This window comes from Luteimonas sp. Soil_C_16 (assembly GCF_057657295.1).
This window is the reverse complement of record NZ_JBDGIS010000002.1, coordinates 385011-402555: the sequence shown is the minus strand read 5'-3', so window position 1 is coordinate 402555 and position 17545 is coordinate 385011. Positions and strand designations below refer to the sequence as shown.

Annotated in this window: 13 protein-coding genes; 9 read left to right on the top strand and 4 right to left on the bottom strand. The window is 67.0% G+C overall.

All coding sequences use genetic code 11. From position 1 onward, the window contains the following. Positions 1-136: 136 nt before the first annotated feature. Positions 137-3133, top strand: a complete 2997-nt coding sequence (locus AC3A5T_RS05640) for a LysM peptidoglycan-binding domain-containing protein (protein ID WP_487627724.1) — start codon at positions 137-139, stop codon at positions 3131-3133. 127 nt (positions 3134-3260) lie between these two features. On the opposite strand, the gene AC3A5T_RS05635 is transcribed toward AC3A5T_RS05640, so the two are convergent. The 4 genes from AC3A5T_RS05635 to AC3A5T_RS05620 all read right to left on the bottom strand — a co-directional run bounded on the left by AC3A5T_RS05635 (position 3261) and on the right by AC3A5T_RS05620 (position 7486). Continuing rightward, positions 3261-3710 (bottom strand): DUF4279 domain-containing protein, encoded by a 450-nt coding sequence (locus AC3A5T_RS05635; RefSeq protein ID WP_487627723.1) that lies wholly within the window; start codon positions 3708-3710, stop codon positions 3261-3263. Positions 3711-4385: 675 nt separating this feature from the next. Continuing rightward, positions 4386-4739, bottom strand: coding sequence for an Imm8 family immunity protein (locus tag AC3A5T_RS05630; RefSeq protein WP_487627722.1), 354 nt, complete (start codon positions 4737-4739; stop codon positions 4386-4388). 1029 nt (positions 4740-5768) lie between these two features. Then, positions 5769-6158 (bottom strand): hypothetical protein, encoded by a 390-nt coding sequence (locus AC3A5T_RS05625; RefSeq protein ID WP_487627721.1) that lies wholly within the window; start codon positions 6156-6158, stop codon positions 5769-5771. Positions 6159-6535: 377 nt separating this feature from the next. Continuing rightward, positions 6536-7486 (bottom strand): carbohydrate kinase family protein, encoded by a 951-nt coding sequence (locus tag AC3A5T_RS05620; protein WP_487627720.1) that lies wholly within the window; start codon positions 7484-7486, stop codon positions 6536-6538. A gap of 206 nt (positions 7487-7692) precedes the next feature. Between AC3A5T_RS05620 and AC3A5T_RS05615 the strand changes: the two genes are divergently transcribed. The 8 genes from AC3A5T_RS05615 (at position 7693) to AC3A5T_RS05580 (ending at position 17502) form a co-directional block, all read left to right on the top strand. After that, positions 7693-8733 (top strand): rod shape-determining protein, encoded by a 1041-nt coding sequence (locus tag AC3A5T_RS05615; protein WP_332079324.1) that lies wholly within the window; start codon positions 7693-7695, stop codon positions 8731-8733. Between the two features lie 229 nt (positions 8734-8962). Further along, the gene (gene mreC, locus AC3A5T_RS05610) at positions 8963-10024 is read left to right on the top strand and encodes a rod shape-determining protein MreC (protein WP_487627719.1); all 1062 of its coding nucleotides are present in this window, start codon (positions 8963-8965) and stop codon (positions 10022-10024) included. After that, positions 10021-10500 (top strand): rod shape-determining protein MreD, encoded by a 480-nt coding sequence (gene mreD, locus AC3A5T_RS05605; protein ID WP_487627718.1) that lies wholly within the window; start codon positions 10021-10023, stop codon positions 10498-10500. The genes mreC and mreD overlap by 4 nt, the downstream gene beginning before the upstream one ends. A 14-nt stretch (positions 10501-10514) precedes the next feature. Next, a complete protein-coding gene (gene mrdA / locus AC3A5T_RS05600; RefSeq protein ID WP_487627717.1) occupies positions 10515-12572 on the top strand; it encodes a penicillin-binding protein 2 in 2058 nt (685 codons plus the stop codon). Continuing rightward, complete coding sequence (gene rodA, locus AC3A5T_RS05595; protein WP_232147787.1) at positions 12569-13678, top strand: rod shape-determining protein RodA; 1110 nt, start codon at positions 12569-12571, stop codon at positions 13676-13678. Before mrdA ends, rodA begins: the two co-directional genes overlap by 4 nt. Positions 13679-13761: 83 nt before the next feature. Further along, positions 13762-14892, top strand: a complete 1131-nt coding sequence (gene mltB, locus AC3A5T_RS05590; RefSeq protein WP_487627716.1) for a lytic murein transglycosylase B — start codon at positions 13762-13764, stop codon at positions 14890-14892. After that, a complete protein-coding gene (locus AC3A5T_RS05585; RefSeq protein WP_487627715.1) occupies positions 14889-16205 on the top strand; it encodes a septal ring lytic transglycosylase RlpA family protein in 1317 nt (438 codons plus the stop codon). The genes mltB and AC3A5T_RS05585 overlap by 4 nt, the downstream gene beginning before the upstream one ends. Before the next feature lie 55 nt (positions 16206-16260). Beyond that, positions 16261-17502, top strand: a complete 1242-nt coding sequence (locus AC3A5T_RS05580) for a D-alanyl-D-alanine carboxypeptidase family protein (RefSeq protein WP_487627714.1) — start codon at positions 16261-16263, stop codon at positions 17500-17502. The last annotated feature ends 43 nt before the right edge of the window (positions 17503-17545 follow it).

Sequence of the window (17545 nt, the reverse complement as noted above, 5' to 3'; positions counted from 1 at the left end):
GTTCGCAAGCCCATGTTGCGATAAAAAAATGGCGATCGGCGTGGGGCAGCACGCGTACCTAGGGCCGGCCCGGGGCTGACGCGGCGGCCGGTACGCGGTTTCATTCCGCCCAAATGCCCGAAGGACCGCGCCTCCCATGACCTATACCGTCAACAACGGCGAAACGCTCGCCAGCATCGCCGCTGCGCGCAATCTGCAGCTTCAGGACCTTGCCGAGGCGAATCGGCTCGATCCGAATGCGGAACTGGAGGCCGGCCAGGAACTCGCGATCCCGGTCGACGCGGAGCCCGCAGGCCCGCAGCTGAGCGCTGCCGAACGTACCGATGCGGCGCTGGCGGATTACCAGCAGGCTCTGGCGGAATCAGCGCGCCTGCCCGGACCGCTCGCCACCACGCCGTCTGCGCGCAGTGCGCTGGATGCGGCCGTCACCGCGGAACTCGCGCCGGTCGTCAACGGTGTGGACGCGCGCATCCCCGGCGCGCCGACCAGCCAGCAGACCATCGCCTCGATGCGCGACACCCTGCTCGCGCGGCACGCCGATGATCCTGCCGCCCATCAGGCGCTGTCGCAGTCGATCGATACCTTCGCCACCGAGCACCGCGCCGATGTGCTTGCGCAGACCGATGTCTTCGGCAGCAGCGTGACGCCGGGCGACCGCCTCACCGTGCTCGGCCAGTCGCTGGCCAGCGAGTCGCCCGCCGTGGTGACCGAGCTGTTGCAGCAGCCGTCCGTGCAGGCGCGTCTCGAAGCGGCCGCCGAATGGGTGGGTGAGCCCTTCGAGGGTGTCGACGACCGGGATGCAACCACCAATCCCCTGTTCGCCGAGCAAGCCGCGCAGCGGCTCTCGGATCTCACCGATACGCTGCCGCCGGCGATGGCGGGAGCGCTGGTCGAGCGCAGCATGCCGACGATCGAACGCATCGCCGGCGTCGAAGGCGTCTATGCCGGCTCCGGTGCCTACACCGATCTGTCTCGCGCAGTCGGCGCGATGGGCGATGCCCCGAGCGCAGGCGCTGTCGCCGACCAGGTGGCCGAAGCCTTCCTGCCGCAGGTCGAGAAGTGGAGCGGCTTCTTCATCGATCCCAGTACCGGCATCGTTCGCAATGCGGTCGCCAATGGCGCATCGCCCGAGCTGTCGATCGCGCTGGCCGGCAGGCTGGAAGCAGCCGGCAAGCCCGACGAGGCCGGCGCCGCGTTGCGCGCTGCCGCCCAGGGCTCGTACACCCTGCAGGCGGATCTCAACAGCACCATCGAGGCCTACGCCGAGCACACCGAAGAACTGCTCACTGTGCTCAACGACACCGGCGACAACCTGTCGCCCGAGCAGCGCCAGCAGGCGATCGATGCCTACGTCGCCGGCAAGGGACCGGAGTGGCAGGCGCGGCTGGAGGAACTGCAGGCGCAGATCGCAACCGATGGCGGCGCACTGCTCGACAGCATGGCCGCGCTCCACGACCTGCCGCCGGAACTCGCCAGCGCCGGGCAGGGCATCGATGCGATCCTGAGCGACATCGCGGGCGACGAGACCACGCAGGGCAGCCTCTCGTTCGCGTTGTCGCTTGATCCCACGCTGCTCGCAGGACCGCAGGTCGGCAACCTTGCCACCTTCCTCGCCGACGAAGGACAGAAGGGCAGCGATTTCCTCAAGAATCTCGCCAACGCCTACGTCAACAGCCAGCTGATGCCGGCGATCGGCGCGATGAATCCGAACGATCCCGCGAGCGTGTCGCGCGCGAATGCGGCGATCAACGATCTCGAGCGCAACGGTGCGCGCTTGTTCGGCATTCCGCAGACCGAGATCGACGCGGGTGTGGCGCGTCTGCGCAGTCTGTCGGACACGCTGTCCGATCCGGGCGCGCGTCTCAGCCCGGGCCAGGCATTCGAGTCGGTGCAGTCCTTCAGCGACGCGCAGCGCGACCTCACCGCGCTGCGCGATACGCAGTTCAGCTCCGGCCCGGCCGCGATGGCGTTCCGCACGCTGGCGCTGGGCATGTCCGGCGCGGCGTTTCTCACCTCGGCGCAAACCACGATCGACAATCCGAACGCGCAGAACGCGATCGGCACCCTGGCCTACTCGGTCGGCCTGGCGCAGGACGCGACGGCGTTCGCATCGACCGTCGGCCTCATCAACGCCGAAGGCCGCGCGGCGCAATGGGGCACCGGCGCATCGTGGGCCGGCCAGTTCACCGCGAAATTCGTCGGCGTGCTCAACACCGCCTACTACGCCGCAGGCGCGATCGACCAGTGGAGCCAGGGCAGCGTGCCCGGTGTGCTGTTCAACGCCGCTGGCGCAGGCGGCGCGATCATGACCGTGCTCGCCGCCAACGGCACCATCGGCGCCTGGGGTGGCCCGGTGGGCGTCGGCGTGATGATGATCGCCACCGGCGGCGTCGCGCTGGTGCAGTACCGCCAAGACATCAACGCGCGCACCGATCTCGCCGAACAGTTCTATCGCGACGCCGGCATCGACGCGTCCACCGCGGAGATCCTGGGCAACGAAGCCTCGGAAACCACGAACATCCTGCGCGACGGCCTCGATCTGTCGCCTGCGCAGATCCAGACGCTGGCGAAGGACTTCCCGGAGGTGTTCTGGTCGCCGCCCGAAGCTGCCGGCACCGTCGCGGCCCTGCAGGCCAACGGCATCGGCGCCGACGACGCGCATGCGTTTCTGACCGCAGCACGCGCGGACGACGCGATGTTCTTCCAGCGCTTTGCAGACCATTACAACAACCGGCCGTCCAACAGCGAGGGCACATTCGACGCCAATACGCGCCAGATGGTCGAGGACTCGTTCCCGAGCGCAGCCGAGGTCGCGCGCGAAGCCGCGCCGGAACTGTTCGGCGAGAACGCCGAAGAGCGTGACCAGGCCGTGCGCGACTACGAGAACCTGCCAACCGGTGACCCCGCGATGACGGGCAACCTGTTCAAGGACACCAGCGACACCTATCGCGCCGAAATCGTCCGCCAGCTTCAGGAAGACGGCATGCTGGATGTGTTCGTGGAGAACATGGCCACCAGCCACGCCTACAACGGCTGGCCGGAGGCTGCACGCGACGGCATCGAGGCCGCGCGCGACGAGGGCGTACTCAGCGACGAACAGGCGGCGACGTACCTGTCGCAGCTCGGCTTCTGACGCGATTGGCGCGTCTTACAGGTGGAGCTCAGGAGGGCCTGCGATTGCAGGCCCTTCTTCGTTGAGTCGGTGACTCAAGTGAATCCGGCACCGTAAATTCGCGTAAGGCAGGTCCGGAGATCAACCGTCACGCCTCCTCCTGCTCGCAGTAGATGTCGAACCAGACCGAAACGCGTCGGTCCGCAAGAAATCGCATGAGGCCGGGTTCCAGTTCGAACTCGCGGTTGGAAGTCGGCATGTTGAGGCCGAAAGTCACCAGGGTCCGCCCGAGCGCAGCGACTTGATCCCAGACAGCCAGGTCGAGGGGGCGCCCTTCGAACAGAAGGCTGATCACCTCCGAGATGTCCCACTTGTCCGCCTGGGATGGCTTCAGGTCGCGAGCCCATCGGCCGAACCGAGGCGGCGCGCGCCCTGTTCCGTCTGGCCTGCGCAGCGGCACGCCCCGGCGCTGCGCGCGCGTCGGCGCATGTTCGAGCAGGCGCGTGATCTGCTCAGGATCGAGATCGTCTCCGCTGACCTGAAGCGACGCAGAAAACCAGTCGATCGGCCCGCCGAGCTGGATGGTGCCTACCGGCACTCCAACAGGGGCGGATGGTCTGGGTTGCTTCGTGTGGGCTGCCGCTTGAGGCAAGTCGTTTGGAAGGACGTCACCAGTTCGAACGACATTTCATATTTCCTTTAGCAGCTCGCACGTCTCTCGAATTGTCCAAAGGTGCTCAGCCTGCTCCGCCGCGCTCAGATGTCGGATTCATGGGCGTATCGAAGCGAAAATCATCCGGCGCCAGCCCTTTTGGAGCAGGCTGGCAAAGAGCCGATAAGTGAACGTGACCCGGTTAGCGCCGACCTATGGACGCCCCGAAAGTCGCGAGAACAACTGCTAGGCCAGCAAGCCAGCAGCCCCATGTGACATGGCGCCAAAGAATAACGGCGAGCGGAACAAGAGCCAGCGAGAAGACTGTGGTGAGGGCGGCACCAAGAACCGGTTGCCTAATAAGAACCAGGATGGTGACTATGCCGAGTGGCCCAAGAGCAATCCAAGCCGCCTTAAATAGAAGAGGGGCTGAGCGCATGTAGCCGAATACCGGGCGATCAGGAAGAAACAGTACCATCATGTCGATCGCTACGGCGAACGGGCTGATGGCGAGTAGTCCGACAATCACAGCGGCGGCAAGATTCAGTGTTTCTCTATGGGAACGGTGCATATCTCAGCGGCGGTCTAACGCCTGAATTAATGAATTCTTAGGTGCGCGGCTTATGCAAGCTTGTAATCATCGAATTCCCAATCAAAGTATTGGCTCAACTTTTGCGCAGTCTGATTCCAATCCGGCTCATTGATCTGGAGAAGGATGTCGTCGATAGCATGTATAACGGCAACCCAAGAATAGTTATTCACGAAAATCTTCTTGCGCGATGCAAGCTCACGTGCACTCAGGCGGCTTGCAGTTTCCTCTGAAAGAATATTGACGTAGAAAAAGTCTGCACCTTTCTGGTTCGCAGGGCCGATGTGTAGGCAAAGGTGGTAATCAATATCCGTAGGATCGGCAGGCTTCCATGTCTCAATGGGATCATGGTCGGAGCAATCCTGTGCTTTGAGCATTGGCTTCATAAGCGCCTAACGCCTGAATTAAGCCGTTCCGCAAAGCGGCATCGGCTTGAATTAATTGTGAGGCGGTAACACTACCAACTGCACTTGCGCGCTTGGTCTGGAATGCATGAGCTCCCCTGTAGAAGTGCAGGTGACGACGTGCCTGAAAGTACCAATCTATGCTCGAACGTGGCTATACCGCCGTGCTCGTACTCGATAATCCATTCGCGGCCTTGTCTCTCCGTACGCGTAAGGCGCCGTCTAGGCAAATGGTCGTCCATGACTACATCGGTAGCGATCCAAGCTGCGTTTGAGTCTGCGAAAGAGCAGCCTTTGCACAGCGACACAAGGACAGCTTGAACTTCTGTGGGCAAATAGCGCATGGACGCGACCGGCGGAGCAACAGGCTCTTGGAGCGCTGGTAGCGGATCCTGACGGGAACTGTGACCCCACAGGCGGAGGCCACCAAGCACAGCGAACGCTGCTACGAGCGCCAACACAGTAGTCGTGATCCGCAGGCAACTCCGTGCGGTTACAAGTTTGTATCGGACGCCGCATTTTTCCATTTGCCGCCTAACACAAGAGTTCAGCCGCGTTGTAGCGGCGATTGGACTGGGTGGCAAGCTCTACCTGCCGCCCGAGCCGAGCACCCATGCAACTTCGGCTGCAACGACTCGTCAGGCGCCGAGCCCGTGCACTTGGGACCACCACCTCACACCTGGCTCGTCCGCCACGGCGAGGTACTGGGCGCTACAAACCCGCGTGATCGTTCCCTCGAAGAACAACGCGTCAGGTTCGCCCGCCGGACCCGCATCCTCTTGGACGAACGTGAAGCGACACCCCACTGCCGCGTCCACCGACAGCCCCAAGGCCTCCAGGTCATCAGCCATGCCCTGGACTATTAGGTAGCTGCGTGGCGCTACTGCCGAGTTCGCGTCGAAGTAGATCCTCGGAGATGAGGTCGCTAATTCCATGGCGCCTAACGCCTGCGTTAAGTCGTGCCGCGAAGCGGCGTCGGCTTGAATGAATTGTTAGGGTCCAGACCTGCGATTAGTTGCAGTAGACCGTGGATCCAATGGTTTGGCAGGAGCGCGTGGTCCCATCGCTGTCAGTGGTGTAGGACGTGTTGCCAATGCGTTGAGTGGTGCTGGTACGACCGTCGCTGCCCGTCTCATACGTTGTGTTGCCAATTCGCTGGCGAGTGCTGCTGTAACCATCGCTGTCATTACGGTACGTGGTGTTACCAATAGCCTGGTAGGTCCCGCTTGTACCTTCTGAATCGTTGCGATAGGTAGTGTTTCCGATGCGCTGATAAGTGCTCGAAGTGCTGTCGTCGTTGTCCTGATATGTTGTGCTTCCAATGCGCTGGTAAGTAGACGACTGCGCAACGGCAGTGGAAGTAGCGAGCAGCAATGCTGCACAAACAAGAATCTGCTTCATAAGTGATCCCCCTGTGGTTGAAGCGGTTCGAGTTTAACGGAACCGGGGACCCTAAAACGGGGTGTCGCGTCGAGGATGCGTTGGGGATGTGTCGGCTGCAAAGGTCATGTTCTCTGCGTTGATTCAATGGTTTGCCATCATCTGCACCCGATGCCAGGCCCCGCGATTGGCTGCGTTATCAGGCGAGTAGCTACGCGTGGCGTTACACGCCAGAAGTTACGTGTAATGCCGATGGTCGGTGGTCGGCCACGCGTCGCATTTCGATATGTGTCTGGCTGCGGGCTTCGGTCTCCGGTGCGCGTCTTGGAACAGCGCCTGGTAAGAAAAAAGGCGCCCCAAAGGACGCCCTTGATTCACTCGTCGCAATGCCGCCCGACTCAACCAGCCGTCTTGCTCTCCAACGCATACCCGAACTGCTGCCGGAACTGCAGCGAGAACTCGGCGTAATCGAAGCGCTGGTTCTGCGTGCCGGGGTGTTCGACTTTCAATGCGCCCATCAGGTTGCCGATGCGGCCGATGGTCAGCCAGTCGCAGCCTTTTTCGATGCCGAACAGCAGGCCCGCGCGGAAGGCGTCGCCGCAGCCGGTGGGATCGGTCACGCGGCGCTCGTGGGCGGGCGGGATGTCGTGGGTCTGGCTTTCGGCATGGATGACGACGCCCTTGGGGCCGCGGGTGCAGATGTAGGCCTTCACCTTGCCGGCGATGGTCTTCTCGTCCCAGCCGGTGCGTTCCTGCAGCAGGTTGGACTCGTAGTCGTTGACGACGACGTAGTCGGCCAGCTCGATGAAGTTGCGCAGCTCTTCGCCGTTGAACAGCGGCATCGCCTGGCCGGGGTCGAAGATGAAGGGGATCTTGCCGTCGAAGAATTCCTGCGCGTTCTGCAGCATGCCTTCGCGGCCGTCGGGGCCGACGAGGCCGATGGTCACGCCCGGCACGTCCTTCACGTGGTTCTCGTGGCTGCGCATCATCGCGCCCGGGTGGAAGGCGGTGATCTGGTTGTTGTCCAGATCGGTGGTGATGAAGGCCTGCGGCGTGAACAGGTCGGGGATCTCGCGGACCTGCGACAGGTTGATTCCGTGTTCTTCGAACCACTCGCGGTAGGGGCCGAAGTCCTGGCCCACGGTGCCCATCGGGATCGGGTCGCCGCCCAGCAGCTTCAGGTTGTAGGCGATGTTGCCGGCGCAGCCGCCGAACTCGCGACGCATCCGCGGCACCAGGAACGAGACGTTCAGGATGTGCACCTTGTCCGGCAGGATGTGGTTCTTGAACTGGTCGGGGAACACCATGATGGTGTCGTAGGCCAGGGAGCCGCAGATCAGTGCAGACATCGGGCGGAAGCTCGCGCGGAAAGGCCGCACAGGGTACCGGCGCAGGGGGCGCGAGGCCAGCGCGGGGGCCGATGCGGCGCGCCGCGAAGACCCGGAACAGCGGCCTACCGGGCGCGCAACTGGGGCTGCCCCGGGGCCGCGGGAAGGCCGCTTTTTTGCTAGGCTAATCCGCTTCGTTTCGCCTCCCTGCCGGACGCCCTCTCCCGATGTTCAAGAAGTTCCGCGGTCTCTTCTCCAATGACCTGTCCATCGACCTGGGCACCGCAAATACCCTCATCTTCGTCCGCGGCCAGGGCATCGTGCTCAACGAGCCGTCGGTCGTCGCCGTGCGCCAGGACCGGAGCGCCGGCCAGAAGGTCGTCGCCGCCGTCGGCACCGAGGCCAAGCAGATGCTCGGCCGCACGCCCGGCAACATCACCACGCATCGCCCGATGAAGGACGGCGTCATCGCCGATTTCACCTACACCGAGGAGATGCTGAAGTACTTCATCAAGAAGGTGCACAAGTCGCGCTTCCTGCGTCCGAGCCCGCGCGTGCTGATCTGCGTGCCGGCCGGCTCCACCCAGGTGGAGAAGCGCGCCATCAAGGATTCCGCGCTGGAAGCCGGTGCGCGTGACGTGTCACTGATCGAAGAGCCGATGGCGGCCGCGATCGGCGCCGGCCTGCCGGTCACCGAGGCGCGCGGTTCGATGGTCGTCGACATCGGCGGCGGCACCACGGAAGTCGCGGTGATCGCGCTCAACGGCATCGTCTACTCGCAGTCGGCCCGCATCGGCGGCGACCGCTTCGACGAGTCGATCATCAATTACGTGCGCCGCAACCACGGCATGCTGATCGGCGAATCCACCGCCGAGCGCATCAAGCTCGAAATCGGCTGCGCGTATCCGCAGGAACACGTCATGGAGATGGAAGTCTCCGGTCGTCACCTCGCCGAAGGCGTGCCGAAGATCGTCACGATCAGCTCCAACGAAGTGCTCGACGCGCTGCGCGAGCCGCTGTCGGGCATCGTCGAGGCGGTGAAGCAGGCGCTCGAACAGACGCCGCCGGAACTGTGCGCCGACGTCGCCGAGCGCGGCATCGTGCTGACCGGTGGTGGCGCGCTGCTGCGCGACCTCGACCGCCTGATCAGCGAAGCCACCGGCCTGCACGTGCAGGTCGCCGAGGATCCGCTGACCTGCGTCGCCCGCGGTGGCGGTCGTGCGCTGGAGCTGCTGGACCTGCACGGCAACGAGTTCTTCGCGGACTGATGGCGTCGGGACCGGCGATCGGCGCGAAGGTCCGGTCGCCCGCCCGTCGTCGATGTCCTCCAGCGCAGCGGCTCCCGTGCGTTCGCAAGCTCCGCGGTCCCGCCGGTGTCGACGTGCGGCAGGGCCTGTTCTCACGATCGAGATGGGCCCCGGCGTGCGCTGGGGCGACGACAATGCGGCCTTCGACTGTTGAGCCCACGTCCGAGATGACGCCGAGCGACCGCCCCTGATGTCCTCCTACGCCAGCTCTCCCGCGCCCCGGCCCGGCGATGTCGCCGGCACGCTGCGTCTGCTCGCCTATCTCGCGCTGTCGTGTGCGTTGGTTGTCAGTGATCACCAGGGCGGCTGGCTGTCGCAGTTCCGCCAGCAGGCCAGCGTGGCGATGCAGCCGCTGTGGTGGCTGGCGGGTCTGCCGTCGCGTCTGGGCGACAGCATGCGCAACGATGCCGCCACGCGCACCCAGCTGTCGGCCGACAACCGCCGCCTGCGCAACGAACTGCTGGTGCTCAATGCCGGCCAGGCGCGTCTGCGCGTGGAGGCGGTCGAGAACGCACGGCTGCGCGCGCTGCTCGGCGCGGTGGAGCAGGGCAGTCTCGACGTGCAGCTCGCGCCGATCCTCGACGTCGACCAGGACCCCACGCGCCAGCGCCTGCTGCTCGATGCCGGCAGCCGCAACGGCGTGCGCGTCGGCCAGAGCGTCATCGATGCCGGCGGCCTGCTCGGCCAGGTCATCACGGTCACGCCGCTGACCTCGACCGTGCTGTTGGTGACCGATCTCGAACACGCGGTGCCGGTGATCATCGCCCGCAACGGCGTGCGCTTGGTCGCCTACGGCAGCGGCCGCGCGGACCATCTGGCGCTGCGCAACGTGCCGCTGTCGGCCGATGTCGAAGTCGGCGACACGCTGGTGACCTCGGGCCTCGGCGGGCGGTTTCCGCCCGGGTTTCCGGTCGGCACGATCACCGAACTGCAACCCGACGACAGCCGCGCGTTCCTGGTCGGCGATCTGACGCCGGCCGCGCAGCTCGATCGCGGCCGCGACGTACTGCTGCTGCGCGACGTCGTGGTGCCGGTGACGACGGCCGATCTCGAAGCCGCCGCCGCCGAACGCGAGGCGGCTGCGCGTGCGCAGGCCGAGGCCGACGCGGCGGCTGCGCCCGCCGACGGGACCGAAGCGACGGCGCCCGACACCGGCGACACGCCCCCTGCCGACACGCCGCCGGCGCCGGCGACGCAAACGCCGCCGCAGACACCGCCCGCGACACCGCCTGCGCAGGCGCCGCAGCGATGAGCCGTCGCCGCAATCCCTGGGTCCTGCCGGCCAGCCTGTTCGTCGCGCTGCTGCTCGGCCTGCTGCCGTTGCCGCCGGGCCTGCAGCCGTTCCGGCCGTTCTGGCTGGCGCTGGTGGTCGCCTATTGGGTGATCGAGGATCCCGATCGCGCCGGTCTTGGCTTCGCGTTCTCGATGGGCCTGATCGCCGATCTCGCGTTCGGCGGCCTGCTTGGCGAACAGGCGCTCCGGCTGGTCATGATGGCCTTCATCCTGCAGCGCTTCCGTTCGCAGCTGCGTTTCTTCCCGGTCGCGCAGCAGGCGCTGGCGATCGGCGGCCTGCTGCTCAACGACCGCATCATCAGTGCGGCGATCCACGTCGCGCTCGGCGTGCCGCAGCTGCCGTGGACGTACTGGCTGGCGCCGCTGATCGGCATGCTGCTGTGGGCGCCGCTGTACCTGGTCATGGACGCACTGCGCTTCGGGCGCAAGTCGTAGCGGAGGCCTGACGCATGGCCAGACGCGGTCGCCGTCCCGACATCCGCAACAACGCCACCGAAGCGGCGGCGTTCCGCACGCGCGCGATCATCGGATTCGGCGCCGTGGTGCTCGCGTTGGGCGTGCTCGCCGGCTGGTATTTCAAGCTGCAGGTCATCGACCACGACATCTACGCCAAGCGCTCGGAGGCCAACCGCATCAAGCCGCGGCCGGTGGTGCCGGGACGCGGGCTGATCCTCGACCGCAAGGGCCGCATCCTGGCCGAGAACGAACAGGCGTATCGCCTCGAAGTCACGCCCGAAGAAGCCGGCGACACGCGACGGCTCATCAGCGAGCTGTCGCGGATCATCGCGCTGTCGCCCGACGACATTGCGCGCTTCGATCGCGAGCGCAAGGCGCAGCGCAGCTTCCGCGCGGTCACGCTCAAGCTGCGCATCAGCGAGGACGAGATGGCGCGCTTCGCGCTCGACCGCTGGCGTTTCCCCGGCGTCGAAGTGGTGCCGTATCTCAACCGCTACTACCCCTACGGCGATCTGTTCGCGCACGTGGTCGGCTACGTGGGCCGCACCGACGAGAGCGACGTCGCGCGCTACGGCCAGGCGCATCTGCTGTATCCGCAGACCGGGCGCACGGGCCTGGAGCGGTATTACGACGAGGCGCTGCGCGGCAAGATCGGCTACGAGCAGGTCGAGACGAATGTCGAGGGCCGCGCGCTGCGCCGGCTGGGCCTGCTGCCCGCGACGGCCGGCGCGGATCTGCGCCTGAGCGTGGACGCCGACCTGCAGCAGGCGATGGTGCTGGCCTTCGGCGGTCTGCACGGCTCGGCCGTCGCGGTGGAACCGGCCACCGGCAACATCCTCGGCATGGTCAGCCTGCCGAGCTTCGATCCCAATCTGTTCGTCAACGGCATCTCGCACGACGACTACCGCAGCCTGATGGACGATCCCGCGCGTCCGCTGTTCAACCGCAACGTGCTCGGCGGCGGCCCGCCCGGCTCGACGATCAAGCCGCTGGTCGCGCTGGCCGGTGTCGACAGCGGCCTGCGCACGCCCGAATCGCGCGTGTTCTCGACCGGCGAGTTCTTCATCCCCGGCCAGCGCCGCGGCTATCGCGATGCCGCGCGAGGCGCCGGCTGGACCGACCTGCGCGATTCGATCGCGCGTTCGGTGAACTATTACTACTACCAGCTCGCCTACGAAATGGGCATCGAGCGCTTCGACGAATACATGACGCGCTACGGCTTCGGCCAGCCGACCGGCATCGATCTGCTCGGCGAAAACGCCGGTGTCGTGCCGTCGCCGCGCTTCAAGGCCTCGCGCTCGCGTGAACCCTGGTACGCCGGCGAGACCGTGATCGCCGGCATCGGGCAGGGCTACTGGATCGCGACCGCGCTGCAGCTCGCGCGCGGTACCGCGGCGATCGCCAATGGCGGCGAACTCAACACGCTGCATCTGGCCAACGAACGCCGCGACGGATTCGATGCGCCGTGGCGCCTGGTGCCGCGCCCGGCCGCGACGTCGATCACCGACAACCCGGCGCATCTGCGTGCGGTGCAGGAGGGCATGGTCACCACGATCCACGGTCGCGGCACGGGCACGCGCATGGCGATCGGCGCCGAGTACCGCATGGCCGGCAAGACCGGCACCGCGCAGCGCGTCAGCCGCCGCGGCAGCGCGAGCATGGATCCGCGCAGCCTGCCGTATCACCTGCGCCACCAGGCGCTGTTCGTCGGCTACGCGCCGGCCGAAAACCCGACGATCGCGCTCGCGATTACCGTCGAACACGGCGGCTACGGCGGCAGCACCGCCGCGCCGATCGCGCGCCGCATTTTCGATGCCTGGCTGCTCGGCAAGATGCCCGAAGTCGAGATCGACGCCGCCACCGGCGCACCGGCCGCCGTGGCCGCGGTCGTGCCCGAGGCCGAGCTCGCGCCCGAGCCCTCGTTCGAAGCGGTCGTCGCCGGCGTGCGCACCGCGCCGCGAGATGCCAACGGCAAGTTCCCGGGCGTGACGCCGACGACGTCACCTGCGCCCGCGACCGGCGCCGCACCGCCGACGGAGCCCACGCCATGAACGTGATCCTGCGCTGGCTGCTGGAAATGCTGCAGCGGTTCACCCGCACGCTGGACTGGCCGCTGCTCGCCGCGCTGGTCGCGCTGATGTGCATCGGCCTCGCCGTGCTGCACAGCGCGACCAACCAGAACGTTGCGATGGTCGCCTCGCAGGGCAGCCGCTTCGTCGTCGGGCTCGGTGCGATGTGGTTGCTGTCGCGGATTCCCGCCGTGCAGCTGCGTCGTTTCACGCCGGCGGCGTATGTCGCCTCGCTGTTGCCACTGATCGCCGTGCTGTTCATGGGCACCGGCCGCAGCGGCCAGCACTGGCTCAACCTCGGCGTGTTTTACGTGCAGCCGGCCGAGCTGATGAAACTGTCGCTGCCGATGATGGCCGCCTGGTGGCTGGGCCAGCAGCCCACACCGCCGCGGCTGGGCACGATCGCGATCGCCGCCGCAATCATCGGCCTGCCGACCGGCCTGATCCTGCTGCAGCCCGATCTGGGCACCGCGGTACTGGTGGCCTCGGGCGGCGTGTTCGCGCTGTATCTGGCCGGGCTGTCGTGGTGGTGGTTCATCGGCGGCGCGGCGGCATTCGCGGTGGCCGCCCCGGCGGCATGGTTCTGGTATTTCCAGCAGTACCAGAAGGACCGCATCCTGACCTTCCTCGATCCCGAATCCGATCCGCTGGGCACCGGCTGGAACATCATCCAGTCGAAGATCGCGATCGGTTCGGGTGGCTTTTCGGGGCAGGGCTGGGGTGACGGTTCGCAGTCGCATCTCAACTACGTGCCCGAACACACCACCGACTTCATCTTCGCGGTGCTGAGCGAGGAGTTCGGCTGGCTCGGTGTGAGCGTCGTGCTGGGCCTATACCTGTTCATCGTGGGCCGGTGTCTGTGGATCGCCAGCGAGGCGCGCGATGGATTCTCGCGCTTGCTGGTCGGCAGCCTGGGCCTCGCGCTGTTCGTCTACGTCATCGTCAACGGCGGCATGATCTCCGGCCTGCTGCCGGTGGTCGGCGTGCCGATGCCGCTGCTGAGTTTCGGCGGCACCGCGGCGGTCTCGCTGCTGGCCGGCTTCGGCGTGGTGATGGCGGTGCAGGCGAGTGCGACGCGGCGGCGCTGAGCGTCGCCGCATTCCTTACCGGCCCTGACTGCGCCCGCGCAACGCTGCGTGCCGCGCGCAGGTGCGTGCTAACCTCGCCGCCGATGAGCCGACGCCCTTTTTTCCGACTCGCCGTGGCCGCGCTGCCGTTCGCATTGGCAGCGTGTGCGACCCCCGTCAATCCGTCCGACGGCCATGCCGAGGACTACGGTGCGGTGACGCCGTTGCCCGAGCCTGCGCGCACCGAAGGTGCCCTGCTGGCGCCGGTGCCGCAGCCGCCCGAACGCCCGGTCGCGCCGACCTCGGTCACCGATCCGGCGATTCCGCGCGCGCAGCGTGTCGAGAACTTCGTCGACTACACCGTGCAGACCTACGGCGCCGATCCGGCGCACGTGCGTAGCGTGCTGGCGAAGGCGCAGGTGCAGCAGGCGATCCTCACCGCGATCAGCCGCCCGGCCGAAGCCGTGCGTCCGTGGCGCGACTACCGCCCGATCTTCATCAACGACGCGCGCATCAACGGCGGCGTGGCGTTCTACCGCGAAAACCGCGCCGCGCTCGATCGCGTGGCTGCCGAGACCGGTGTGCCGGCCGAGTACATCGTCGCGATCATCGGTGTGGAAACCAGCTACGGTCGCATCACCGGCAACTGGAAGGTGATCGACGCGCTGTACACGCTGTCGTTCGACTACGCGCCGCGCGCGCCGTTCTTCGCGGGCGAACTCGCGCAGCTGTTCGCGTTGGAGAAGGCCGAGCCGCAGCTCGACATCGGTGAGCTCAAGGGCAGCTATGCCGGTGCGATGGGCATGGGCCAGTTCATGCCGTCGAGCTATCGCCTGTGGGCGAAGGACGGCGACGGCGATGGCCGCCGCGACCTGCTGACCCACAAGCCCGACGTGTTTGCGTCGATCGCCAATTACTTCGTCGTGCACGGCTGGCAGCGGGGTGGCCCGGTCGTGGCCCGCGGGCAGCGCGATGCCTCGGCAGCCGACTTCAAGCCCGAGAACTGGGATCCGGTGTACCCGCTGGCCGATCTGGCCAGGCGCGGCTACACGCCGGCGCCCGGTCAGCCGACCGCGGAAGGCGCGACGCTGCTGTCGCTCGATGGCGAGGCCGGCATGGAGTACTGGCTGGCGTACCGCAACTTCTACGTGATCACCCGCTACAACCGCTCGCCGATGTATTCGCTGTCGGTGCACCAGCTCGCGCAGGCGATCCGGGCCGGGGTCGGTCCGTGATCCGATGGCTGCTGCCGCTGGCGGCGGTGGCCCTGCTCGCGGGCTGCGCGGGCAACGCCAAGCGCGGCGCCACGCCGGGAGCCGGCAGCACGGTGTCCGCACCGGCAGCGCACGGCGGCAGCGCACACCGGCCGGCATCCGGCCAGAACCGCGTCTCGCCCTACGCACCTGCGCAGGAAGACCCGGACACGCGTGGCCATTACACCGCCGGCGGCCTGTACCGCCCGGGCGTGCCCGACAGCCTCCCCGACTACCTGCCCAACGTCGACGCGATTCCGGAACCGGAGGTCGTCGACCTGCCGCGTTCGCCGGTCGGCAACCGCAGCCCCTACCAGGTGCTGGGCAAGAGCTACCGCGTGCTCGACGATCACAGCGAGTTCGCCGAGACCGGCACCGCTTCGTACTACGGCGCGAAGTTCCACGGCCGGCTGACCTCAAACCGCGAGGTCTACGACATGTACGCGTTCACCGCCGCGCACAAGTCGCTGCCGCTGCCGAGCTTCGCGCGGGTGACCAATCTCGACAACGGCAAGTCGGTGATCGTGCGCGTGAACGATCGCGGCCCGTTCCACGAAGGCCGCGTCGTCGATCTGAGCTATGCCGCCGCGGTGAAGATCGGCATTCATCCCGCCGGCACCGGCCGCGTCGAAGTGCGCGCGCTGAGCCCGGGCGAGAACGCCCGCAACGATTACGACGCCGTCGCGAGCGCGCCCCCTCCCGCTGCTGCACCTGCGCCCCGCGCGACCGCCACCGCAGCCGCCACGACCTCGGCCGCCGGCAGTGCGATGGACGCCATCGTCGAAGCGCTGCCGATCGCTAGCGCCCAGACCGGCGAGCGTCCCGCGCCCGCGCCGCAGGGCGATGCGTCGAACGGCCGCTTCAACATGTACCAGAACGGTAAGGTCATGACCGCCGACGACTTCGATGCCTGGCTCGCCTCGCGCGGGATCAAGCTCGAGAACGGCCGCCAGGTGCCGCTGCATCCGCAGCCTGCAGCCACGCCCGCCGCACCGGTTGCCGTGGCTGCGGTGACCGCGCCGACGCCGACGCCAGCGCCGGTCCGCACGGCCGCTGCCGCCTTGGGCGGCGTGACCCTGCAGGTCGCCGCCTTCGGCGCCCGCGCCAACGCCGAACGCGCGCTCGCCACGTTGCGTGGCGCCGGGATCGCCGCAGCCCAGCTGCAGGACGGCACCGCCGCCGGCAAGCCGGTCTGGCGCCTGCGCGTGGGTCCGGTCGAAGCCACGCAGGTCGCCGAAGTGTCCTCGCGCGTCGCCGGCCTCGGCTTCGGCGCGCCCACCGTCGTCCGCGATTGAATCCTTTCCATCAACCGCCGGTCGACGCGGCCGGTTTCCCGGAGTTGTGCATTACATGAAAGTGTCCGTAGTCGTTTCGCGCATGTTGCTGGCCGCGCTGGCCACCGCCACGGTGGGCATCGCCGTCGCGCAGGGTCCGGCGCCCACGCCGCAGCCCGCGCCCCGGCCTGCCGCGCCTGCCGCCGCCGCGCCCGCGCTCAGCGACGACCTGCCGACGCCGCCCCCGCCGACCATCACCGGCACCGCCTGGGTGGTCATGGATTACGCCACCGGCCAGATCCTGGCGGGCGAGAACGAAGACCAGCGCGTCGAGCCGGCCAGCATCACCAAGGTGATGACCAGCTACGTGATCGCCGCCGAGCTCGCGGCCGGCAAGATCAAGCCGGACGACCAGGTGCTGATGAGCGAGAACGCCTGGCGCAAGGGCGGCGCCGGCACCGACGGCAGCTACAGCGGCTTCCCGGTGAACCAGACCGCGCCGCTGCTGGACATGGAAATCGGCATGGTCGTGCAGTCCGGCAACGATGCCGCGATCGCGCTCGCCGAGCACGTCGCCGGCAGCGAGGAAGCCTTCGCCCAGCTGATGAACGCCTACGCCGCGCGCATCGGCATGAAGAACAGCCACTTCGAGAATGCGACCGGTCTGTCCGGCCCGGAGCACTACTCGACCGCGCGCGATCTGGCGATCCTCGGCCGCGCGATGGTGCGCGACTTCCCCGAGGAATACGCGCACAACAAGATCAAGGAATTCACCGTCGGGCCGATCACCCAGCACAACCGCAACCGCCTGCTGTGGCGCGACGACAGCGTCGACGGCATCAAGACCGGTCACCACAGCGGCGCCGGCTATTGCCTGATGGCGTCGGCCCTGCGCGGCGACCAGCGCCTGGTCTCGGTGGTGATGGGCTCGACCAGCGAGGCGCAGCGCGCCACCGATTCGCTGGCGCTGCTCAACTGGGGCTTCCGGTTCTTCGAGACCCACGCCGTCTACGACGCGGGCAAGGCCGTCGCCACGCAGAAGGTCTGGAAGGGCAAGACCAACGAAGTGCAGCTGGGCGTCGCCGAGCCGATGCTGGTGTCGATGCCGCGCGGCAAGTACGCGCAGCTCAAGCCGTCGATGGACATCCCGCAGACGCTGGAAGCCCCGATCGAAAAGGGCCAGGCCATCGGCACCGTGCGCGTCGAGCTCGACGGCAAGGTCATCGCCGAGCGCCCGCTGGTCGCGCTGGAAGCGGTCGAAGAAGCCGGCTTCTTCAAGCGCCTGTGGCACGAGTTCCTGATGTGGTGGAACGCCTAAGCACGGGTGCTTCGCGGCTTCATTGGAGCCGCGTGTAGGTCTC